At 57.8% G+C, this 23,421-nt stretch carries 21 protein-coding genes; 17 read left to right on the top strand and 4 right to left on the bottom strand.

The features are described from left to right. The first annotated feature begins 99 nt into the window (after positions 1-99). Entirely contained in the window at positions 100-747 is a 648-nt protein-coding gene (locus tag AC22LX_RS20430; protein WP_045397749.1) for a carbonic anhydrase, read from the top strand. 36 nt (positions 748-783) lie between these two features. Then, positions 784-1,254: a cyanase gene (gene cynS, locus AC22LX_RS20425; protein ID WP_045397751.1), complete on the top strand. Its 471-nt coding sequence runs from the start codon at positions 784-786 to the stop codon at positions 1,252-1,254. Between the two features lie 51 nt (positions 1,255-1,305). Here cynS and AC22LX_RS20420 read toward each other — a convergent pair whose 3' ends face one another. From AC22LX_RS20420 to AC22LX_RS20405, 4 genes are all read right to left on the bottom strand, one after another. Next, on the bottom strand, positions 1,306-2,319 hold the full coding sequence (locus AC22LX_RS20420) for a LacI family DNA-binding transcriptional regulator (RefSeq protein WP_045397754.1): 1,014 nt from the start codon (positions 2,317-2,319) through the stop codon (positions 1,306-1,308). A 29-nt stretch (positions 2,320-2,348) separates the two neighbouring features. Beyond that, a complete protein-coding gene (locus AC22LX_RS20415; protein WP_213292655.1) occupies positions 2,349-3,749 on the bottom strand; it encodes a sucrose-6-phosphate hydrolase in 1,401 nt (466 codons plus the stop codon). Beyond that, positions 3,749-5,119: a sucrose-specific PTS transporter subunit IIBC gene (locus AC22LX_RS20410; RefSeq protein ID WP_063447799.1), complete on the bottom strand. Its 1,371-nt coding sequence runs from the start codon at positions 5,117-5,119 to the stop codon at positions 3,749-3,751. The genes AC22LX_RS20415 and AC22LX_RS20410 overlap by 1 nt, the downstream gene beginning before the upstream one ends. Positions 5,120-5,233: 114 nt before the next feature. After that, the gene (locus AC22LX_RS20405; RefSeq protein WP_045397763.1) at positions 5,234-6,157 is read right to left on the bottom strand and encodes an aminoimidazole riboside kinase; all 924 of its coding nucleotides are present in this window, start codon (positions 6,155-6,157) and stop codon (positions 5,234-5,236) included. 1,251 nt (positions 6,158-7,408) lie between these two features. Between AC22LX_RS20405 and flhD the strand changes: the two genes are divergently transcribed. From flhD to AC22LX_RS20330, 15 genes are all read left to right on the top strand, one after another. Continuing rightward, positions 7,409-7,759: a flagellar transcriptional regulator FlhD gene (gene flhD / locus AC22LX_RS20400; RefSeq protein WP_015367348.1), complete on the top strand. Its 351-nt coding sequence runs from the start codon at positions 7,409-7,411 to the stop codon at positions 7,757-7,759. 2 nt (positions 7,760-7,761) lie between these two features. After that, positions 7,762-8,343, top strand: a complete 582-nt coding sequence (gene flhC / locus AC22LX_RS20395) for a flagellar transcriptional regulator FlhC (protein ID WP_045397765.1) — start codon at positions 7,762-7,764, stop codon at positions 8,341-8,343. A 142-nt stretch (positions 8,344-8,485) separates the two neighbouring features. Continuing rightward, a complete protein-coding gene (gene motA, locus AC22LX_RS20390; protein ID WP_015704927.1) occupies positions 8,486-9,376 on the top strand; it encodes a flagellar motor stator protein MotA in 891 nt (296 codons plus the stop codon). Beyond that, entirely contained in the window at positions 9,373-10,296 is a 924-nt protein-coding gene (gene motB, locus AC22LX_RS20385) for a flagellar motor protein MotB (RefSeq protein ID WP_042892855.1), read from the top strand. The genes motA and motB overlap by 4 nt, the downstream gene beginning before the upstream one ends. Further along, positions 10,293-12,251 (top strand): chemotaxis protein CheA, encoded by a 1,959-nt coding sequence (cheA, locus tag AC22LX_RS20380; RefSeq protein ID WP_045397768.1) that lies wholly within the window; start codon positions 10,293-10,295, stop codon positions 12,249-12,251. Before motB ends, cheA begins: the two co-directional genes overlap by 4 nt. A gap of 33 nt (positions 12,252-12,284) precedes the next feature. After that, on the top strand, positions 12,285-12,785 hold the full coding sequence (gene cheW / locus AC22LX_RS20375) for a chemotaxis protein CheW (RefSeq protein WP_015367343.1): 501 nt from the start codon (positions 12,285-12,287) through the stop codon (positions 12,783-12,785). Between the two features lie 132 nt (positions 12,786-12,917). Further along, the gene (locus tag AC22LX_RS20370; RefSeq protein ID WP_045397771.1) at positions 12,918-14,588 is read left to right on the top strand and encodes a methyl-accepting chemotaxis protein; all 1,671 of its coding nucleotides are present in this window, start codon (positions 12,918-12,920) and stop codon (positions 14,586-14,588) included. A gap of 83 nt (positions 14,589-14,671) precedes the next feature. Next, complete coding sequence (locus tag AC22LX_RS20365; protein WP_045397774.1) at positions 14,672-16,282, top strand: methyl-accepting chemotaxis protein; 1,611 nt, start codon at positions 14,672-14,674, stop codon at positions 16,280-16,282. Positions 16,283-16,310: 28 nt separating this feature from the next. Further along, complete coding sequence (cheR, locus tag AC22LX_RS20360; protein ID WP_045397778.1) at positions 16,311-17,183, top strand: protein-glutamate O-methyltransferase CheR; 873 nt, start codon at positions 16,311-16,313, stop codon at positions 17,181-17,183. Next, entirely contained in the window at positions 17,183-18,232 is a 1,050-nt protein-coding gene (locus AC22LX_RS20355; protein ID WP_045397782.1) for a protein-glutamate methylesterase/protein-glutamine glutaminase, read from the top strand. Before cheR ends, AC22LX_RS20355 begins: the two co-directional genes overlap by 1 nt. A 70-nt stretch (positions 18,233-18,302) precedes the next feature. Continuing rightward, positions 18,303-18,692, top strand: coding sequence for a chemotaxis response regulator CheY (gene cheY / locus AC22LX_RS20350; protein ID WP_015367338.1), 390 nt, complete (start codon positions 18,303-18,305; stop codon positions 18,690-18,692). A gap of 10 nt (positions 18,693-18,702) precedes the next feature. Beyond that, positions 18,703-19,347: a protein phosphatase CheZ gene (gene cheZ / locus AC22LX_RS20345; RefSeq protein WP_015367337.1), complete on the top strand. Its 645-nt coding sequence runs from the start codon at positions 18,703-18,705 to the stop codon at positions 19,345-19,347. 150 nt (positions 19,348-19,497) lie between these two features. Next, complete coding sequence (gene flhB / locus AC22LX_RS20340; protein ID WP_045397784.1) at positions 19,498-20,649, top strand: flagellar biosynthesis protein FlhB; 1,152 nt, start codon at positions 19,498-19,500, stop codon at positions 20,647-20,649. Then, positions 20,642-22,720, top strand: coding sequence for a flagellar biosynthesis protein FlhA (gene flhA / locus AC22LX_RS20335; protein WP_487334178.1), 2,079 nt, complete (start codon positions 20,642-20,644; stop codon positions 22,718-22,720). Before flhB ends, flhA begins: the two co-directional genes overlap by 8 nt. Then, positions 22,720-23,124 carry a flagellar protein FlhE gene (locus AC22LX_RS20330; protein WP_487334177.1) on the top strand — a complete coding sequence of 135 codons (405 nt, stop codon included), beginning with the start codon at positions 22,720-22,722 and terminating at the stop codon, positions 23,122-23,124. Before flhA ends, AC22LX_RS20330 begins: the two co-directional genes overlap by 1 nt. Positions 23,125-23,421: the final 297 nt, after the last annotated feature.

Raw genomic sequence — 23,421 nt, 5'->3', positions numbered from 1 at the left:
CATAAGTTTTTTGAATGAATTTGATTATAAACAAGACTTTTATTTTATGCCACGCGGCGCGTAACCTCCCTGACATTCCACAGCGAGGTAGACATTATCATGAAAGAAATCATTGATGGTTTTCTTAAATTTCAACGTGATGCATTTCCTGAACGCGCTGAACTGTTTAAAAGTTTAGCCTCCCGGCAGAGCCCCCGTACGCTGTTTATTTCATGCTCCGATAGCCGGATGGTTCCTGAGTTGGTTACCCAGCGAGAACCCGGCGATCTGTTTGTCATCCGTAATGCCGGCAATATCGTCCCTTCTTACGGTCCGGAGCCCGGCGGCGTGTCGGCATCGGTGGAATATGCCGTTGCCGTCCTGAAGGTCACGGATATTGTGATTTGCGGTCACTCCGATTGCGGGGCGATGACGGCGATTGCGCAGTGTAGCTGTCTGGATCATGTCCCCGCCGTTAAGCACTGGTTGCAATATGCGGATTCGGCAAAAGTGGTGAACGATGCCCGCGAGCATCGCGACCCGCAGGCCAAAACCGCGGCGATGGTGCATGAAAACGTGATTGCCCAGTTGGCGAATATTCAAACCCATCCGGCGGTGCGTCTGGCGCTTGAGGAAGGACGTCTGGCGCTACACGGCTGGGTGTATGACATTGAAACGGGAGAGATTGCCGCCTATGACGGCAATGCCAGAGCTTTTATTTCGCTGGCCGGTCATCCGGATACCCGAGCGGTGCCGGTTTACGGTTAGTCATTTCATTTCACTACGATATAACGAGGTAACACCATGATTCAGTCTCAAGTTAGCCGCGAAGTTCGTCTGGAGTTAGCGAATAAAATTTTGCTGATTAAAGCCAAAAAGGATCTCTCCTTTGCACAGCTTGTTGAAGGCACCGGTTTATCAGAAGCCTTCGTGACGGCCGCGCTATTGGGCCAGCATCCGCTGCCTGCCGAAGTCGCGAAAATGGTAGGCGCAAAACTGGAGCTCAGCGACGATGATATTTTGCTGCTGCAAACCATCCCGGTCAGAGGTTCTATTGAAGACCGCGTACCAACGGACCCGACGATGTATCGCTTCTATGAAATGCTGCAGGTCTACGACACCACCCTGAAAGCGCTCATTCATGAAAAATTCGGCGACGGGATCATCAGCGCGATTAATTTTAAGCTGGATGTGAAAAAGGTCAGCGATCCGGAAGGCGGACATCGCGCGGTGATCACGTTCGATGGAAAATATCTGCCAACGAAACCTTTCTGATGACAATTAACCGTTAACAGCACGGGCCTGAACCACGATCCAGGCCCGTTATTATCTGGCGGGCTGATAACGCATTTGCAATGTGGCGGGCAGATAACGCTGCAGCGGCTGTGGCGTTTTACCATCAATCAGCTGACTGATGAGATCGTAGCAGTGCCAGGCCAACTGGCGGTTGTCCTGCTGGATGGTGTCGATGCGCAGCGATAGCGAATCATACAGATAGTGGTCATCGAAGCTGGCTAAATGGATCCCGGAATCCAGCAGGTTATGCTGGCTCATATAGCGTAGTACCCCTTCCAGCAAGCCGCAGGCGGCGGTAAACAACGCCTTAGGCGGCCGCCCGAGGCGGGCGCACAGCGCGGCAAACATCTCATAGCCTGAGCTTGGGTGATAGTTGCCGTTGATGATCCACTCCGGGCGCAACTCAACGCCTGCCTGGGCTAATCCCTGACTAAATCCGGCCAGCCGATCGCGCGAAGGCGAGAGCCGCGGCTGCCCGCCGAGAAACCAGAACTCATCCGGGTGTTGCCCGGCGATACGGGCGATAAGTTCCGCCGTCGGCGCCAGTGAGTCGGTCATCACCAACGGCAGGGCGCTATCGTTTGGATTGCGATCGAACAGCACCACCGGCAGCTGTTCGCTGAGCTTCAGATAGTCGGCGTCGCTGTGCATACAAGAGGCGACAATCAGGCCATCGACCTGACGGGCAATCATATTATTGACCACCATGCTCTCCTGACCGGGATTCTCATCGGTGCAAGAGATAAGCAGCTGTACGCCGGCTTCGCGGCACAGGGTTTCCAGCTCGTGAGAAAAAACGGCAAAACCATAGTTAGTGATCTCGGGTACCACCAGACCAATGGTATGGCTGCGGCTATCGCGCAGTGAACGGGCGTGAATGCTAGGCTGGTAGTGCTGCTCGCGGGCGATAGCCAGCACCCGTTCGCGCGTCTCCTGCGCCACGCGCAGCTCTTTGCCGCGACCGTTCAAGACCAGGCTGGCGGTGGCTTTAGAGACGCCAGCCAGTTCGGCGATATCTTTTATGGTAATGCGTTTGGGTTTCATCACGAGCCTGGGGCCTGAAAGCAAAACGCTTATTCTACCATGCATGGCCGCAGCGGCCAGCAGCAGAATGCCCCCGGCGTCGCGCCGCTGAATACCAGCTCTCCTGGATAATCGGCAAAGAAGCGGCTGCTCATCACCCCGGCGCCATCATTAATAAAAATTTCGACGCTGGAACGATCGATGAGGATCTGCAGTTTATGCGCCGCGCCGCGCCAGTAACGGTAATCGACAGTATCAGCTACCAGGCTTCGACGGGCCAGGCGTACGCCGCGGCTGTCCAGCGAAAGCTGCAGCGCGCCTGCAAAATCCAGCCTCAGCGCATCGCCTGGCATGACCTCGAAGGCCAGTTCCATCGGCTGCAGCGCCAGCGGTTCGGTCTGCCAGCCTTGCGCCTCGCCGCGCAGCGCCGCCAGTTCGCGCACGGGATTTTGATACAGCGTGCCGTGGCGCCAGCTGAGTTCCCGCAGGCAGGTCATTTGATGGATCCAGCCGTGGGCCCGCGTAGGTTGCTGCATCTCTTCTCCGTCGGGAACGCCCATCCAGCCAACCAGTAGGCGCCGACCATCTTCCGCCAGGGTGGTTTGCGGCGCATAGAATTCGAAGCCGCTATCCAGCTCTTCGAGCGCGCCGTGGCTAAAAGTCGCGTCAGCATTGTCGAAATGCCCGTGCATCCAGACCGCCGGATAGGTGTTCAGGAAGCGCTGGGCTTCTCGCGGTAGCCCCTGTGGGCAACTGAGTAAAATATGCTGGTCGCCGAGCGGGAACAGATCCGGGCATTCCCACATATAGCCGCCATCGTTCAGGCCGTTAAGTCCGCTACCGGCAATTTCGCCATGGCTGCTCCACTGCATTAAATCAGCGGAGCTGAATAGCAGCACCTTACCGCGGTCGGCCAGATCGCGCGCGCCCAGCACCATCAACCAGCGATCGCCGTCGCGCCAGACTTTGGGATCGCGCACGTGTCCGCTATAGCCGGCTGGCAGCGCCAGCACCGGGCCCTGCTTGCGAAAAGTACCGTCGGGATTTTGCGTCGCCAGACACTGCCAGGCGGTACGGCTGCCATCGTTAAATTTCACATTACCGGTGTAGCACAGCGTCAGGACGCCGTTGTTATCTACCGCACTGCCGGAGTAACAGCCGTTACGGTCGTACTCCTCGTCTGGCAGCAGGGCAATCGGTTCGTGCCGCCAGTGCAGTAGATCCGCTGAACTCCAGTGTCCCCAGCCTTTATAGCGATGATCGCAGGCGAAGGGATTCCACTGATAAAACAGATGATAACGGCCATTGAAGTGGATAAAACCGTTTGGATCGTTCAGTAGCCCACATACCGGCGCCAGATGCCACTGCGGATAGTGGTCATCCCGCCGCGCGCGCGGCTGGTGGTTCATGACGGCCTGCAGGACCGCCGGTAACAAAGAAGGCTGCGTCATTATTCAGCATCCGTTTTGTATTTGAGCGTCAGCGAAACGATAAAGGCGACCACAAACGCGATAGCCAGCCCGATGATGTAGTTAAGCAGGGAACTGGCCTGCACGATAGCCATGCCGGGGATGGCCGTCAGGCCGACGGCGGTCATATAGACGTGCATGGAGACCACCCAGGCGCCACCCGCCGCGCCGCCAATCAATGCGGCGATAAATGGCTTAACGAAGCGCAGGTTGATGCCGAATATCGCCGCTTCGGTGATGCCAAGCATCGCCGAAAAGGCTGAGGGGAGGGCAATGGCTTTCACTTTTACATCTTTGGATTTAAACCACACCGCCAGACAGGCGCCGCCCTGGGCAATGTTAGCCATTGCCCAGATAGGCAGCAGGAAATTGACGCCGATCGACGGGTTGCCGAGCAGCCCGGCTTCGATAGCATGGAAGCTGTGGTGGATACCGGTGATAACAATAACCGAGTACAGCCCGCCAAACAGGAGTCCCGCCAGCCAACCGGCGTGGGCAATGAGCGTGCTGAGAATAAAGGAGATGCCGTCGCCGAGGGCACGACCGACCGGACCGATTATCAACAGGGCGATAAAACCGGAGATAATAACCGTCAGGAACGGCGTGAGGATCAGATCCAGCGCGTCGGGAATCAGGCGTCGCAGTTGCTTCTCAAGCAGGCTCATAAACCACACCGCCAGCAGCACCGGGAACACCGTCCCCTGATAACCGATCATCGCCACCTCGAGGCCGAAGAAATTCATGGTGTGGAAACCCGAAGCCACTCCCCAGGCGTTGGTCAGCGCCGGGTGGGTAAGAATACCGCCGAGGGTTGCGCCAAGATAAGGGTTGCCGCCGAATTCACGCGCGGCGGTAAACCCGATCAGGATTGGCAGAATAATAAAAGCGGCCGAACTACAAATATCGAGGATCAGGTATATGGCGTTGCCCGGGTCGACCCAGCCGTAGGTTTTCACCATCCCCAACAATCCCATCAGCAGGCCGGAGGCGACGATAGCCGGGATAATGGGCACAAAGATGTTCGATAGCAGGCGGGCGATCCGTTGGAACGGATTCAGTTTTTTCGCCGCCAGATCTGCGGCTTCGGATTTGCTCGACTCGCTAATACCGGCTGCCTGAATAAAGGCGGCATACACTTTATTGACCACGCCGGTACCGAAGATGATTTGCATCTGGCCGGCGTTGCGAAAGCAGCCTTTTACCCCCTCAATTTTGCCGATGGCCTGCTGGTCGGCGAGCGCGTCATCGACCAGTACCAGACGCAAGCGGGTGGCGCAGTGCGCGGAGCTGGCGATATTTTCTTTGCCGCCAAGCAGCGGCAGCAGCGTGCGAGAAATCTGTTGAAAATCCATAGTACCCTCTACAAAGTCTGTCATCATCATGGGCAATTGGGGATGTCCGAATCCCCGAACCGCCGCTTTGCTAATTTTGCTAAAACGTTTTAATTATTTTGCCTGCCTGCATCGTTAAAACTGGCGGTTCACATCGGCCTGGTACGGTAAGGCGGTCATCGCGCCTTTGGCGGTGGTCGCCAGCGCGCCGCAGGTTTGCGCCAGCGCGACGATTGGCTCCAGCGCGGCGACATCGTCAGGGAAGCCGTGAGCGGCGAGGCTGGCGAGTAGCCCGGCAACAAAGGCATCACCGGCTCCGGTGGTATCAACGCTGACCACCGGACGGGCCGGGAAGTGAATATGCTGTTGCTGGAACAGCGCTTGCACCCCGGCTTTTCCTTGCGTGACCAACAGCAGTTTTGGCTGAAAGCGCTCGCGGAATCGCGCAATACCGCTGGCGATATCATCGCCACCGCTAATAAAGGCCAGTTCCTCTTCCGATAGTTTCACTACGTCAGCCAATGCCAGCGCCTGTTCGAGACAACGCCGTAACAACAGGGGATCCTGCCACAGATCGCTGCGGATATTCGGGTCGAAGCTGACGCTACCGCCGGCGCGTTTAATCTGTTCCATTGCCATAAAGGCGCTGCTGCGGCTGGGCTCGGCGCTGAGGGCGATAGAGCAGACGTGCAGCCACTGGCCGGCCGCGAAAGGGGGGAGATCGTCTGGTTGTAGAAAAAGATCGGCGCTCGGACGGACCATAAAGGTAAAGGTGCGTTCGCCGTGTTCATCCAACGCGACCACGACGGTTGAGGTGCGTTGGGTGGGGTCTAAAGAAAGGTGGCGGATATCCACGTTCTCTTGTCGTAGCGTCTGGCGCATAAAGCGGCCAAAAGGGTCATCGCCGACCCGACCGATGAACCCGCTATTGCCGCCAAGCCGCGCGACGCCGACAGCGACGTTAGCCGGTGCGCCGCCCGGACATTGTAATAAGCGGCCATCACCCTCAGGCAGCAGGTCGACGACCGCATCGCCGAGTACCCATACTTTACTTGTCATACTGAAATTCCTTCTTGCTAAACTTTGTTAAACCGGTTTAGCTAATTTAAACATAACCCCTAACCCAACGGAACGCGGAAGTGATGAAAATGCGATCGGCTACGATAAAATGTGATCCAGCCGCGATATTGCGCGCTTAGCGCTAGCTATTTTTCCTTTACTACAAATAGGCAAATGAACTGTCATTTTCCCTACCAATAATAAGGGGGAGGGAAGTCTGGTCGATAGAGCGCTTATTGTCGGATGAAAAACCCTCATATATCTATTTATTAATATTAACTTGCTGTCAGGGTGCGGCTAAAAAATATATTCCTGATGGCTTTATGCCAGGGTTTGACACCGTTAATTACTTCTCATTTTTTATTATTACCACGTGATAATAAGCCCGTTTCGTTAAAATAATGTTAGAAAAATAACCCGGGGAAAATACCCATTTAGGGTAATACATCAGGCCGTAAATGTTATAAAAAATTTATCCATATCTGGAGGCGTTCAGCCACGAGTAGGGGCGGAAAAATAGCGTCAGGCGTCGCGATATAGGGTGAATTGAACGCATCTTGCTCAATTGGTTGAGCTGAAAAAACAGGCTAACCCAGGTCGTTTTTGTTCAATTTTTATACTCATTCCGTCACTGCCATCCGGGTATTAGATCTAATATCCTTGTATTACACCATGGTTATTTTTTGCGGTGAAAACTAATGATTTACGTTGAATTTAACGCTTGTTCAGATTTTTATTCTTCAATTTTTATAATGTTATTTTTTTGTTCTAAATGTGCCAGAAAAAACTAATTGCAATGGTTGATAACACTTTTTTTAAGATAATTCATTTACTTGTGATCGTTAAATGATCGAATGTTGGCTATAAAGTGATCGAAATGGGGTGTTGTTACCGGTATTATTTTTTGTTTTTGTGATCTATATCTCATTATATTCAAAATTTCCCCATACTTAATTGTGTGTGCTAATGATTCGGGAGTAGAGTTGCGCCGCCTTAAGAATATTCTTATAGAATTTCTAAAAATAGTTTCATGGCAATTCAACTCTCTAGAAGCAAATTCTTTACATCCTCCACTCCAGTTTGCACCTGTAACAAACTATTAACAGTGGGGCGAATTTGACGATTAGCTGAATTTTTAGCTATCGCGAGTGAGCGTTTTAATTGCCGTCTTGGGGAAATGACTGAGGTCACGGGCGATTAAGTATCACGCCCCGTGTATGTTTTCTAACATGGCTTATCGGGATAGGGATTATGGGTACCTCCGAATTACTTAAGCATATTTATGACTTCAACCTGTCGTATTTATTTTTAGCACAGCGGCTGATCAACGATGAAAAAGTATCCGCAATGTTTCGTTTGGGAATTGACGAAACCATGGTTGATACCCTGGCGCAGCTGACGTTACCGCAGATGGTGAAACTGGCTGAAACTAATCAGCTGGTGTGTAATCTGCGCTTCAGCGACCATCAGACTATCGAGCAATTGACCAAAGAGTCGCGCGTTGATGACCTCCAGCAGATCCATACCGGTATCCTGCTTTCCAGTCACCTGCTGCAAGAGCTCCGCGCCAAAGAAGGCGCTGCGGCGAAGAAAAGTGTTTGATAATGGCTGAGAAAAGTATTGTTCAGGAAGCGAAGGATATTCAGCTCGCCATGGAGCTGATATCTCTCGGCGCGCGTCTGCAGATGCTGGAGAGTGAAACTCAGCTCAGCCGCGGGCGCTTAATTAAACTCTACAAAGAGCTGCGCGGAAGCCCGCCGCCGAAAGGGATGCTGCCGTTCTCGACCGATTGGTTTATGACCTGGGAGCAGAATATTCATTCGTCGATGTTCTACAACGCCTATTTGTTCCTGCTGAAGAGCGGCAAATGCAGCGGAGTGGAAGCGGTGATCAAAGCCTATCGCCTGTACCTCGAACAGTGTCCGCAAGAGGCGGGCGAAGCGCCGCTACTGGCGTTGACCCGCGCCTGGACGCTGGTGCGCTTTGTTGATAGCGGTATGCTGCAGCTCTCCGCCTGCAATAGCTGCGGCGGCTCATTCATCACCCACGCGCACCATCCGCAGCACGATTTCGTCTGCACGTTATGCCAACCGCCGTCACGCGCCGTAAAAAGACGTAAACTTTCTCCGCAACTGGCCGATATAACCTCTCAACTGCTGGACGAGCAGGCTAAACGCGTCATGTAAGTCGCCGTTCCGACGACTTACGGCAATCCATTTTCGACGTGTAATACGCAGGGGCGGCATGCCGCCCCCCATTCCCCGCCTGGTTTACGCCAGGGCGCGTTTGCCTCGCCCGCCATCCACATTGTTAATTTGAGGTATGCGTGTGCTAGTGATATTGGGTTATCTCGTGGTCCTGGGAGCGGTATTTGGCGGCTATTTGCTGGTGGGGGGCCACCTGGGCGCGCTGTACCAACCGGCGGAATTCCTGATTATCGGCGGCGCCGGCATCGGCGCGTTTATCGTCGGCAACAACGGAAAGGCCATCAAATCCACGCTGCGGGCGTTGCCCAAAATGGTACGTCGTTCCAAATACAGCAAGGCGCTGTATATGGATCTGATGGCGCTGCTGTTCCTGCTGCTCGCTAAATCTCGTCAACAGGGAATGCTGTCGCTTGAGTTCGATATCGACAATCCTCAGGAAAGTGAAATTTTCGCTAATTATCCGCGCATCCTTGCCGATAACCATCTGGTGGAGTTCATAACCGATTATTTACGCCTGATGGTGAGCGGCAACATGAATGCTTTTGAAATTGAAGCGCTGATGGACGAAGAGATCGAAACCTTCGAACAGGAGAGCGAAGTGCCCGCCGGCAGCCTGGCGATGGTCGGCGACTCTCTGCCGGCATTTGGTATTGTCGCGGCGGTAATGGGGGTGGTGCACGCGCTGGCCTCGGCGGACCGTCCGGCGGCAGAGCTCGGGGCGCTTATCGCCAACGCGATGGTGGGGACTTTCCTCGGCATTCTGCTGGCCTATGGATTTATCTCGCCGCTGTCGACGCTGCTGCGGCAAAAAAGCGCCGAGACGGTCAAGATGATGCAGTGCATCAAGGTGACATTGCTCTCCAGCCTCAACGGCTACGCGCCGCAAATCGCCGTCGAATTCGGCCGCAAAACGCTGTATACCACCGAGCGCCCGTCGTTTGTTGAGCTCGAAGAGCACGTGCGCCAGGTGAAAGCGCCCGCCGCGCAGGCGACGGAAAGCGAAGAAGCATGAAACATAATCACCCGGTGGTACTGGTCAGAAAACGCAAATCGCACCAGCCCGCCCATCACGGCGGTTCATGGAAGATTGCCTATGCCGATTTTATGACGGCAATGATGGCTTTCTTCCTGGTCATGTGGCTGCTGGCGATCGCCAGCCCGCAGGAGCTGACGCAGATTGCCGAATATTTTCGCACGCCGCTGAAAGTGGCGCTGACCAGCGGCGATAAAAGCAGCTCGGAAAGCAGCCCGATCCCCGGCGGCGGCGAAGACCCGACCCGTGAAGTCGGGCTGGTCAGCAAACAGATTAATACCGCGGATAAACGCGCCGAAGAGCTACGGCTTAACAAACTGCGTGACAAGCTCGATCAGTTGATTGAGTCAGACCCGCGCCTGAAGGCGCTACGTCCGCATCTGCTGATCAACATGATGGACGAAGGCCTGCGCATTCAGATTATCGATAGCCAGAATCGCCCGATGTTTAAAACCGGTAGCGCCCAGGTGGAAAGCTATATGCGCGATATCCTGCGGGCGATAGCGCCAATCCTCAATGATTTGCCGAACAAGATAAGCCTCTCCGGCCACACCGATGACATCCCCTACGCCAGCGGCGAACGCGGTTACAGTAACTGGGAACTGTCGGCGGATCGCGCCAACGCCTCGCGCCGCGAGCTGATTGCCGGCGGCCTGGCGGAAGGGAAGGTGCTGCGGGTGGTCGGTATGGCGGCGACCATGAGCCTGAAACAGCACGGCGCTGATGATGCCATCAACCGCCGCATTACCGTACTGGTGCTTAACAAAGAGACCCAGCAGAGCATTGAGCATGAAAATGGCGAAAGCAATGCGCTGGAGATTAGCCAGCCGGATGCGCTGCCAAAGCTGGTCGCGCCCGCGCCGGTTAACCGTGATTCACACCCAGAGGTGACCCCATGAGCATGGATATTAGCGCTTTTTATCAGACTTTTTTTGATGAAGCAGACGAGCTGCTGGCAGACATGGAGCAACACCTGCTGGAGCTGGATCCGCAGGCCCCCGATATCGAACCGCTGAACGCGATTTTTCGCGCGGCGCACTCGATCAAAGGCGGCGCGGCGACGTTTGGCTTTTCCGTATTGCAGGAAACCACCCATCTGCTGGAGAACCTGCTCGACGGCGCCCGGCGCGAAGAGATGCGCTTGAGCACCGAAATTATCAATCTGTTTCTGGAAACCAAAGATATTATGCAGGAGCAACTGGACGCCTATAAAACCTCGCAGCAGCCTGACGCTGAGAGCTTTGACTATATCTGCCAGGCGCTGCGGCAGCTGGCGCTGGAAGCACAGCAGCAGGACGCGCCAGCCGCGCCGCCCGTCGTGGCTCAGCCTGCGCCGACGGCCGTCGCCGGCGGTATGCGCGTAAGCTTAACCGGGCTAAAAGCCAATGAAATTCCGCTGATGCTGGAAGAGCTTGGCAATCTCGGCGAGGTACAGGATCCGCTGCAAACTGACAATAGCCTTGAGGTGACCCTGCTGACCACCGCCAGCGAAGAAGACATCTGCGCGGTGCTCTGTTTCGTCCTTGAGCCGGAACAAATCAGCTTTACCACGCCGCCAACGACTGCCGCTAAGCCATTGGCGTCGGCCGAAGTTGTGCCGCCGCCTGTCGCCCAGCCGCAGCCTGCTGCCGTCGAGCCGCCCAAAGCGCCGAGAGCGAAGGCCAGCGAATCGACCAGCATTCGCGTGGCGGTAGAGAAAGTTGACCAGTTGATTAACCTCGTCGGCGAACTGGTGATCACCCAGTCAATGCTGGCGCAGCGCTCTGGCAATCTGGATCCGGTAACCCATGGCGATCTGCTCAACAGCATGAGCCAGCTGGAACGTAATGCCCGCGACCTGCAGGAATCGGTGATGTCGATTCGCATGATGCCGATGGAATATGTATTCAGCCGCTACCCGCGGCTGGTGCGCGACCTGGCCGGCAAGCTCAATAAGCAGGTGGAACTGACGCTACAGGGCAGCTCTACCGAACTTGATAAGAGCCTGATCGAGCGCATTATCGACCCGTTGACCCACCTGGTGCGCAATAGCCTCGACCACGGTATTGAAGATCCGCAAACCCGTCTGGCGGCAGGTAAGTCCGAGGTGGGCAATCTGATTCTTTCCGCTGAACATCAGGGCGGCAATATCTGCATCGAAGTGATCGATGACGGCGCCGGGCTTAATCGTGAAAAAATTCTCGCCAAAGCGGCGGCGCAGGGGCTGGCGGTCAGCGACAGCATGAGTGATGAAGAGGTCGGAATGCTCATTTTCGCGCCGGGCTTTTCGACCGCGGAACAGGTGACCGACGTCTCTGGCCGCGGCGTCGGCATGGACGTCGTGAAACGGAATATTCAGGAGATGGGCGGTCACGTAGAAATCCATTCCCGGGCGGGCAAAGGGACCTCGATTCGTATTTTGTTGCCGCTAACGCTCGCCATCCTCGACGGCATGTCGGTCAAGGTCAATGAAGAGGTCTTTATTCTGCCGCTCAATGCGGTCATGGAATCGCTGCAGCCGCAGGCTGAAGACCTGCATCCGATGGCCGGCGGCGAGCGGATGCTGCAGGTCCGCGGCGAGTATCTGCCGCTGGTGGAGCTATACCGGGTGTTTGATGTCGCCGGGGCGAAAACCGAGGCCACCCAGGGCATTGTGGTGATTCTGCAAAGCGCCGGCCGCCGCTATGCGCTACTGGTGGATCAGCTGATCGGCCAGCATCAGGTAGTGGTAAAAAACCTGGAAAGCAATTATCGCAAAGTGCCGGGAATTTCCGCGGCGACGATCCTCGGCGACGGCAGCGTGGCGCTGATCGTCGACGTGTCGGCGCTGCAAATGCTCAACCGGGAAAAGCTGCTGAGCGCAGCGGCCGCGTAACGACTCATCTCATAAAATTAACAGGTGCAGACCATGGCAGGATTAGCAACCGTCAGCAAACTGGCTGGCGAAACGGTAGGTCAGGAGTTTTTAATTTTTACCCTCGGCAATGAAGAATACGGCATCGATATTCTGAAAGTGCAGGAGATCCGCGGCTATGACCAGGTGACGCGTATCGCCAACACCCCGGATTTCATCAAAGGCGTCACCAATCTGCGCGGGGTGATCGTGCCGATTATCGACCTGCGGGTAAAATTCGCCCAGCAGGGCGTCTCTTATGATGAAAACACGGTGGTTATCGTGCTTAACTTCGGCCAGCGGGTGGTGGGGATCGTGGTCGACGGCGTCTCCGACGTGCTGTCGCTCACCGCTGAGCAGATCCGCCCGGCGCCGGAATTCGCGGTAACGCTGGCGACCGAGTATCTCACCGGTCTTGGCGCGCTCGGCGAACGCATGTTGATTCTCGTCGATATCGAAAAGCTGCTCAGCAGCGAAGAGATGGCGCTGGTCGATAACGTCGCCAAAAGCCACTAAGCAACGGGGCGCGCTCTGTCGCGCCCGGTAAAAATAGTCCCCGCCTGGCATAAAGTTCCCCTCCCGCGCGCCGATAACCCTTTCAGTCACATACGTAAAGCCTGGCCGTTCAGGCTTCCAGGAAGGGGAAACATGTTTAATCGTATTAAGGTCGTCACCAGTCTCTTGTTAGTGCTGGTGCTATTTGGCGCATTGCAGCTGATTTCGGGCGGTCTGTTTTTTTCGTCGCTGAAAAGCGATAAAGAGAACTTCACCGTCCTGCAAACCATCCGTCAGCAGCAGTTGCTGCTAAGTGAAAGCCGGGTCGATCTGCTGCAGGCGCGTAACTCCCTGAACCGCGCAGGGATCCGCTACATGATGGATACCAACAAAATCGGCAGCGGCGCGACTATCGACGAGCTGCTGGCGAAAGCGAAAGAAGAGCTGGCCCGCGCCGAGCGCAACTATGCCGCCTATGAAAAAATCCCGCAGGACCCGCGTCAGGATCCGCAGGCGACGGAAAAGCTTAAGCAGCAGTATGGCATCCTGTACGGCGCGCTGTCGGAGCTTATCCAGCTGCTGGGCGAGGGTAAAATCAACGCCTTCTTCGACCAGCCGACGCAAAAATACCAGGACGATTTCGAGCAGACTTATAACGCCTATCTGCAGCAAAATGGCAAGCTGTACCAAATCGCCGTTGACGGTAGCAACAGCTCTTATAGCTCGGCGATCTGGACCTTAATTGTGGTCATCATCGTGGTGCTGGCGGCGATCGTCGGCGTGTGGATGGGTATCCACCATATCCTGGTGCGCCCGCTGAACCGCATGATTGAACACATCAAACGTATTGCCTCCGGCGACCTGACCCAGCCTATCCCGGTGACCAGCCGTAATGAAATCGGCGTGCTGGCCGCCAGCCTCAAGCACATGCAGAACGAGCTTATCGAAACGGTGAGCGGCGTGCGTCAGGGGGCGGATGCCATCTATAGCGGCGCGTCGGAAATCGCCGCCGGGAATAACGATCTCTCATCGCGCACCGAACAGCAGGCGGCATCGCTGGAAGAGACCGCCGCCAGTATGGAACAGCTGACGGCGACGGTGAAACAGAACGCCGAAAACGCGCGTCAGGCCAGCCAGCTGGCGCTGAGCGCCTCCGAAACCGCGCAGAAGGGCGGCAAAGTGGTGGCCAACGTGGTGGAAACCATGCACGACATCGCCAGCAGCTCGCAGAAAATTGCCGATATCACCGGCGTTATCGATGGTATCGCCTTCCAGACCAACATCCTGGCGCTTAACGCCGCGGTAGAAGCGGCGCGCGCCGGTGAACAGGGCCGCGGCTTCGCGGTCGTGGCGGGCGAAGTCCGCAACCTGGCGCAGCGCAGCGCCCAGGCGGCCAAAGAGATCAAAGCGCTGATCGAGGACTCGGTCAACCGCGTGGATATGGGCTCGGTGCTGGTGGAAAGCGCCGGCGACACCATGGGCGATATCGTCAATGCGGTCACCCGCGTGACCGACATCATGGGCGAAATCGCCTCTGCTTCCGATGAGCAGAGCCGCGGCATCGACCAGGTCGGCCAGGCGGTAGCGGAAATGGATCGCGTCACCCAGCAGAACGCCTCGCTGGTGGAAGAGTCGGCCTCCGCCGCCGCCGCGCTGGAAGAGCAGGCCAGCCTGCTGACGCAGTCGGTTGCCGTCTTCCGTCTGAAGTCGGAAGGGCAGGAAGAGTATAAAGCGCCGGTCAGCAATAAAACCGTGCCTGCCGCCATCGCTACGCATAAAAAAACCAGCGCCAGCGACTACCAGGATAACTGGGAGACGTTCTAACGGGTACCGGCCGCCGCATCCCTACACGCGGCGGCCTCTCTTCCGTTGTAAGCCGGCCGAGACCGGCTACCAAGGAGATTGCTATGTTTAACCGAATCCGTATCTCTACCAGTCTTTTCCTGCTGCTGATCTCCTTTTGCATCATGCAACTGATCAGCACCGGGCTCTCTTACGTCGCGCTGCGCGCCGACAACCACAATCTTGAACGTATTACCGTCAGTAGCCAGCAGCGCGATGCGCTTAGCCTGAGCTGGGTATCGCTGCTGCAGGCGCGAAATACCCTTAACCGCGCCGGTACCCGCGCGGCGCTGAAGGTGCCGCAGGAGCAGGTGGATGCGCTGATGGGCGGCGCCCGCAGCTCGCTGCAAAAAGCCGATCTCTACTTTAACCAGTTCCTCGACACGCCTCGCGTGGATGAGCAGGAGCAGCAGTTGGCCGATGCCACGCGCGACAGCTACGAGAATCTGCGCGGCGCGCTGCGCGAGCTGATCGTGTTCCTCGAAAATCGCAACCTGCAGGCCTTTATGGACCAGCCGACGCAGAAAATACAGGACCGCTTCGAGGCCGACTTTGTGCAATATCTGCAGCTGGCGAAGGCGACGACCGATGAAGCCAGCGCCTCCAGCCAGCGGGCCTACGGCTGGTCAATCTGGTTGGTTGCCGGGGCGGTGCTGATGCTCTTGGTGGTCACCCTCAGCGCGATGTGGTGGCTGCGAACCATGCTGGTGCAGCCGCTGAATATTATTCGCGGCCACTTTGAACGTATCGCCAGCGGCGATCTTTCGGCGCCGATTGCGGTCTATGGCCGCAACGAAATCAGCCAGCTATTTGCCAGCCTGCAGCGCATGCAACAGTCGCTGATTGGTACCGTCGGCGCGGTGCGCGACGGTGCGGAGTCGATTCTTATCGGCCTGCAGGAGATTTCAGAAGGCAACAACGATCTCTCCTCGCGCACCGAACAGCAGGCGGCTTCGCTGGAAGAGACCGCCGCCAGTATGGAGCAGCTAACGGCGACGGTAAAACAGAATGCCGATAACGCCCGCCAGGCATCGCAGCTGGCGCGTGATGCTTCTTCAACCGCCGCCAAAGGCGGCGAGCTGGCGGATGATGTGGTCACCACGATGCACGACATCGCCAACAGTTCGCAAAAAATCGGCGCGATTACCAGCGTCATCGACGGCATCGCCTTCCAGACCAATATTCTGGCGCTCAACGCGGCGGTGGAGGCGGCGCGCGCCGGTGAGCAGGGGCGCGGCTTTGCGGTGGTGGCCGGTGAGGTGCGCAACCTGGCCAGCCGCAGCGCCCAGGCGGCAAAAGAAATTAAGCTGCTGATCGACGAATCCGTTAGCCGCGTCAAACACGGCTCGGTGCTGGTGGAAAATTCCGGCGCCACTATGCAGGACATCGTGCGCTCGGTAACCCGGGTCACCGACATCATGGGCGAAATCGCCTCCGCCTCCGATGAGCAGAGCCGCGGCATTGAGCAGGTGACGCAGGCGGTAACCCAGATGGATCAGGTGACGCAACAGAACGCCGCCCTGGTGGTGGAATCCGCTTCCGCCGCCGCTGCGCTGGAAGAGCAGGCGATTACCCTCGCCGATGCAGTGGCGGTATTCCGTCTGGCGGATGACAACTTCATCGCGCCGGAAACCTCATCCACGGTAAAGGAGACCCTGGATTGTCAAACCGCATAAACCGCTCGTTTTTTGCCGGTGAGCCGGCATGAAGCAGACAACATCAACCGCGCCGCGCGAAAGCGGCTCGGCGCTGGCGCAGATGGCCCAGCGTCTGCCGCTCTCCGACGCGCATTTTCGCCGCATCAGCCAGCTTATCTATCAGCGCGCCGGGATCGTGCTGGCGGCGCATAAGCGCGAGATGGTGTACAACCGGCTGGTGCGCCGCTTACGTCTGCTGGGCATTCATGATTTCGGCGACTACCTGGCGCTGCTGGAAAGCGACCCGCACAGCGCCGAGTGGCAGGCGTTTATCAATGCGCTGACCACCAACCTGACGGCCTTTTTTCGCGAGGCGCACCACTTTCCGATTCTGGCGGAGCATGCGCGCTCGCGTCCGGGCGGCTATAGCGTGTGGAGTACCGCCGCTTCGACAGGCGAAGAACCTTACTCCATTGCCATCACGCTCGGCGATGCGCTGGGGGAGCGCGCCAGCGGTTGCCAGGTCTGGGCCAGCGACATTGATACCCAGGTGCTGGAGAAAGCCGAAGCGGGGATTTATCGCCATGAAGATCTGCGTACCCTGTCGGCCGGGCAGATGCAGCGCTATTTTCTGCGTGGCACCGGGCCGCATCAGGGGCTGGTGCGCGTGCGTCAGGAGCTGGCGGCGCGGGTCAACTTCCAGCCGCTGAATCTGCTGGCGCCAGAGTGGGCGCTGCCGGGGCCGTTCGACGCGATTTTTTGCCGCAACGTGATGATCTATTTCGATAAGCCGACGCAGGAGCGCATCCTGCGCCGCTTTGTCCCCTTGCTTAAACCGGGGGGGCTGCTGTTTGCCGGTCACTCCGAGAATTTCAGCCAGATCAGCCGGGATTTCTACCTGCGTGGACAGACCGTGTATGGGCTGACCAAGGAGAAGTGATGAGTAAAATCAGAGTGTTATGTGTTGATGATTCGGCCCTGATGCGCCAGCTGATGACCGAGATCGTCAACGGCCACGCCGATATGGAGATGGTGGCGGTGGCCCCGGACCCGCTGGTCGCACGGGATCTGATCAAAAAATTTAACCCACAGGTGCTGACGCTGGACGTCGAAATGCCGCGCATGGACGGCCTCGATTTCCTCGAAAAGCTGATGCGCCTGCGGCCGATGCCGGTGGTGATGGTTTCGTCGCTGACCGGTAAAGGTTCGGAAATTACCCTGCGCGCGCTGGAGTTGGGGGCGGTGGATTTCGTCACCAAACCGCAGCTCGGGATCCGCGAAGGCATGCTGGCCTACAGCGAACTGATCGGCGAAAAGATCCGCACCGCCGCGCGGGCGCGGCTGCCGCAGCGCGCCAATGGCCAGCCGCCGGCTATTTTAAGCCACGGACCGCTGCTGAGCAGCGAGAAGCTGATCGCCATTGGCGCTTCCACCGGCGGCACCGAAGCGATTCGTCAGGTGCTTCAACCGTTGCCGGCCACCAGCCCGGCGCTGCTGATCACCCAGCATATGCCGCCGGGATTTACCCGCTCGTTCGCCGAACGGCTGAATAAGCTATGCCAGATCACGGTGAAAGAGGCGGAAGAGGGCGAACGCGTGCTGCCGGGACACGCCTATATCGCGCCTGGGGATCGCCATCTGGAGCTGGCGCGTAGCGGCGCTAACTATCAGGTCAAGCTGCACGACGGCCCGGCGGTGAATCGCCATCGTCCCTCGGTGGATGTGCTGTTTCGCTCGGTGGCCCGCCACGCCGGGCGCAATGCGGTGGGGGTGATCCTCACCGGCATGGGCAACGACGGCGCGCAGGGGATGCTGGAGATGCATCGCGCCGGGGCCTATACCCTGGCGCAGAGCGAAGCGAGCTGCGTGGTGTTCGGCATGCCGCGCGAGGCCATCGCCAGCGGCGGGGTCAGCGAAGTGGTTGAACTGGAGCGCATGAGCCAACGCATGCTGGCGCAGATAGCCGGCGGCCAGGCGCTGCGAATTTAAATTCACGCCGCCAGGAGTCCCGGCGGCGTGGTGTGAAGTGAGTTAAAAATGACACTGTTCAGGGGTAGTAATGGCAGATAAGAATCTCCGTTTTCTGGTCGTCGACGACTTTTCCACCATGCGTCGAATCATCAGAAATTTGCTTAAAGAGCTCGGCTTCAACAACGTCGAAGAGGCGGAAGATGGCGCGGACGCGCTAAATAAGCTGCGGGCCAGCAGCTTTGATTTCGTGGTCTCCGACTGGAACATGCCCAACGTCGACGGTCTGGAGCTGCTGCAGACCATTCGTGCCGATGCCGCGCTGGCGGCGATGCCGGTACTAATGGTGACGGCGGAAGCGAAAAAAGAAAATATTATTGCCGCCGCGCAGGCAGGCGCCAGCGGTTATGTGGTGAAACCTTTTACGGCGGCGACGCTGGAAGAAAAGCTCAACAAGATTTTCGAAAAATTGGGCATGTAAGGAGAGGGCGATGAGAGAGATTCCAATGCCTGCCAGCGATGCAGCGACCGCGGGAGAGATAATCTCCCGTATCGGCCAGCTCACCCGCATGCTGCGCGACAGCATGCGCGAGCTGGGGCTCGATCAGGCGATTGCCCAGGCGGCCGAGGCGATCCCGGATGCCCGCGACCGCCTTGATTACGTTGTCACCATGACGGCGCAGGCGGCGGAACGGGCGTTGAGCTGCGTGGAGGCGGCGCAGCCGCGCCAGGCCGAACTGGAGTCCGGCGCCAGCGCGCTAAAATCGCGCTGGGATGAGTGGTTCGCCAATCCGATCGAACTGGACGACGCGCGCGCGCTGGTGACCGATACCCGTGAGTATCTGGATCAGGTGCCGGGCCATACATCCTTTACCAACGCCCAACTGATGGAAATCATGATGGCTCAGGATTTCCAGGACCTGACCGGTCAGGTTATCAAGCGCATGATGGACGTGGTGCAGGAAATTGAAAAACAGCTGCTGATGGTGCTGATGGAAAACATGCCGGAACCGCCGGTGAAAGAGAAACGGGCCAACGATAGCCTGCTCAACGGCCCGCAGCTTGATCAGAACGGCGTCGGCGTTATCGCCAACCAGGCGCAGGTTGACGATCTGCTCGATAGTCTCGGTTTCTGAATATCACGGGGCGCAGTTGCTGCGCCCCTGCCGCCTTTCCCTCATCCGTGAAATAACCCCTCTTTTTCGCCGTTGTTCCGCCAATGACTTCGCCAATTTTTTGGCATGCTGACCGCCATTCTTTACCCTCCCGACACAGGAACTGCAGGCTTGGCGGAAGACAGCGATCTGGAAAAAAGCGAGGCCCCCACCGCCCACCGGTTGGAGAAGGCGCGTGAAGAGGGCCAGATCCCGCGCTCGCGCGAGCTGACATCGGTGCTGATGCTGGTGGCCGGGCTCGCCATTATCCTGATGTCCGGCAGCAATATCACTCGCCAACTGGCGGAGATGCTGACGCAGGGCCTGCACTTTGACCACGGAATGGTCAGCAATGACAAACAAATGCTGCGCCAGCTAGGAATGCTGCTGCGTCAGGCGGTACTGGCATTGCTGCCGGTAATGGCCGGGCTGGTGCTGGTGGCGCTGGCCGCGCCAATGCTGCTTGGCGGCATTTTATTCAGCACCAAGTCGCTCAAATTCGATCTTAAACGGCTGAATCCGCTTTCCGGCCTAAAACGTATGTTCTCCACTCAGGTGCTGGCGGAGTTGTTAAAAGGGATCCTCAAAGCCACGCTGGTCGGCTGGGTAACCGGGCTGTACCTGTGGCACAACTGGGCGGCGATGCTGCATCTGATGACCCAACAGCCGCTCGACGCGTTGGCCAATGCGCTGCAGATGATCCTCTACTGCGGTTTTCTGGTGGTGCTCGGGTTGACGCCGATGGTGGCGTTTGACGTTTTTTATCAGCTGTGGAGCCACCTCAAAAAGCTGAAGATGACCAAACAGGATATCCGCGACGAATTCAAAGACCAGGAAGGCGACCCGCACGTTAAAGGGCGGATCCGCCAACAGCAGCGGGCGATTGCCCAGCGGCGGATGATGGCCGATGTGCCGAAAGCGGACGTGATCGTCACTAACCCGACCCACTATGCCGTGGCGTTGCAGTACAACGATAAAAAAATGAGCGCGCCGAAGGTGCTGGCTAAAGGGGCGGGGGAGATTGCGCTGCGCATTCGCGAACTGGGGGCGCAACACCGTATCCCGATGCTCGAAGCGCCGCCGCTGGCCCGCGCGCTCTATCGCCATAGCGAGATCGGCCAGCATATTCCCGCCACCCTCTATGCCGCGGTCGCCGAAGTGCTGGCCTGGGTTTATCAACTGCGCCGCTGGCGGCGCGAGGGCGGCTTGATCCCGAAAAAACCTCAACGTTTACCGGTGCCGGAAGCACTGGATTTTGCAAAAGAGAGTGACTCTGATGGCTAATTTGGCCTCCCTGCTGCGTTTGCCGGGGAATTTTAAAGATACACAATGGCAGGTGCTGGCCGGCCCAATCTTGATCCTGCTGATTTTGTCGATGATGGTGCTGCCGCTGCCGGCGTTTATTCTCGACCTGCTTTTCACCTTCAATATCGCATTGTCGATCATGGTGCTGCTGGTGGCGATGTTTACCCAGCGCACGCTGGACTTCGCCGCGTTTCCAACCATTCTGCTGTTCTCGACGCTGCTGCGCCTGTCGCTCAACGTCGCCTCGACGCGCATCATTTTGATGGAAGGGCACACCGGGGCCGCCGCCGCGGGACGGGTCGTGGAGGCCTTCGGCCACTTCCTGGTCGGCGGTAATTTCGCCATCGGTATCGTGGTGTTTATTATCCTCGTGTTGATCAACTTCATGGTTATCACCAAAGGTGCCGGGCGTATCGCCGAGGTGGGGGCGCGTTTCGTGCTCGACGGCATGCCGGGTAAACAGATGGCGATCGATGCCGACATGAACGCCGGGCTTATCGGTGAAGAAGAGGCGAAAAAACGCCGCGCGGAAGTCACGCAGGAAGCCGATTTCTACGGCTCGATGGACGGCGCCAGTAAATTTGTCCGCGGTGATGCCATCGCCGGGCTAATGATTATGGTGATTAACGTGGTCGGCGGACTGCTGGTCGGCGTGGTGCAGCACGGTATGGAGCTGGGCGCGGCGGCGGAAAGCTACACCTTGCTGACCATCGGCGACGGGCTGGTGGCGCAAATCCCGGCGCTGGTGATCTCTACCGCCGCCGGGGTCATCGTGACCCGGGTGGCGACCGATCAGGATGTCGGCGAACAGATGGTCGGCCAGTTATTCAATAACCCAAAGGTCATGCTGCTGTGTGCCGCGGTACTTGGGCTGCTGGGGCTGGTGCCGGGGATGCCGAACCTGGTCTTCCTGCTGTTTACCGCCGCGCTGCTCGGGCTGGCCTGGTGGCTGCGCGGGCGCGAAAAACAGACGCCGAAAGCCGCCGACGAACCCATCGTGCAGGAGAATACCCAGGCCGCGGAAGCCAGCTGGGCTGATGTCCAGTTGGAAGATCCGCTGGGCATGGAAGTGGGCTACCGGCTGATCCCGATGGTCGATTTTCAGCAAAATGGCGAGCTGCTTGGGCGTATCCGCGGGATCCGCAAGAAATTCGCCCAGGAGATGGGCTATCTGCCGCCGGTGGTGCATATTCGCGATAACCTTGAACTGGCGCCCGCCCGCTACCGCATTCTGATGAAAGGAGTGGAAATCGGCAGCGGCGAAGCGCAGCCGGGGCGCTGGCTGGCGATTAACCCCGGCAACGCTATCGGCGAACTGGCGGGAGATAAAACCATCGATCCGGCCTTCGGTCTGGAGGCGGTGTGGATCGATAGCGCATTGCGCGAGCAGGCGCAAATCCAGGGCTATACGGTAGTGGAGGCCAGTACGGTGGTGGCGACCCATCTCAACCATCTCATCGGTCAGTTCGCCAGCGAACTGTTTGGCCGCCAGGAGACGCAGCAACTGCTCGATCGCGTGTCGCAGGAGATGCCGAAGCTGACCGAAGATTTCGTACCGGGCGTGGTGTCGCTGACCACGTTGCATAAGGTGTTGCAGAATCTGCTGGCCGAGCGGGTATCGATCCGCGATATGCGTACCATTATCGAGACGCTGGCGGAGCATGCGCCGACGCAAAGCGATCCCTACGAACTGACCACCGTCGTGCGCGTGGCGCTGGGGCGGGCGATTGCCCAGCAGTGGTTCCCCGGCAATGGCGAAATTCAGGTTATCGGCCTGGATACCCAACTGGAACGACTGCTGCTACAGGCGCTGCAGGGCGGCGGTGGTCTCGAACCGGGCCTTGCCGACCGCCTGCTGGAGCAGGCGCGGCAGGTGCTGCAGCGCCAGGAGATGCTTAGCGCGCCGCCGGTGCTGCTGGTTAACCACGCGCTGCGCCCGCTGCTGGCGCGTTTCCTGCGTCGTAGCCTGCCGCAGATGGCGGTGCTTTCCAACCTGGAGATCAACGACGATCGCCAGATTCGCATGACCTCAACCATTGGAGCGGCCTGATGACGCGCTTTCTTCCTTTATTGTGCCTTTTATTGCCGGTTGCCGCCGGCGCGGCGTCGGGCTCATGGATTGCCGAAGGGCCCGGCGTCACTCTTGAACAGGGCGGGATGAGTGATTCTTCCGCCGCGCTGCTGCCGCCCAATACGCTGCCTGGCGGCAATGCGCGCATCGAGACCGTTAGCTGGCGCTATCGTCTGCTGTCAGCGGAGCCGGCGGGTCTGCAGGTGCATTTGTGTAGCCTGAATCGCTGTATTCCGCTGACCAGCGCCAGCGGCACCAGCCACGCGTTGGCCAGCGAGGCGGCAGAAGGGCCGCTGCGTTTTGTCTATTCCGTACAGACCCGCGGGCCGTTAAACCCGCCCCTGCGGGCGATTGCCAATCAGGTTATCGTTAATTATCAGTAGTTGCGGGGAAAAGTTTTGTATTAATACAGAGCACATTGCGCTCCCGAAATGTCTTCCGCGTTATGTCTCTCCTGGCGCAGGGAGCGCACAGGGGGCGGCCAGTCGCCGCCGCCCTCTGTACTCCCGGGCTCTGGCCGCCAAAATCGCCACTTCGTGGTTCCTTCGACTTATCCCTTCAGGCTTCGGGTCGGGCCGAGGCAGCGTATATGGACGCTCCCGGAATGCAATGCTTTCTTCAGTTCAGTAATAAAACGGGTAGGTGCAGCCATATATCCGGTTTCTGATGGGATTTCTTTA

Source organism: Klebsiella sp. PK01 (assembly GCF_057624675.1).
This window is presented reverse-complemented; position numbering and strand designations above follow the sequence as displayed.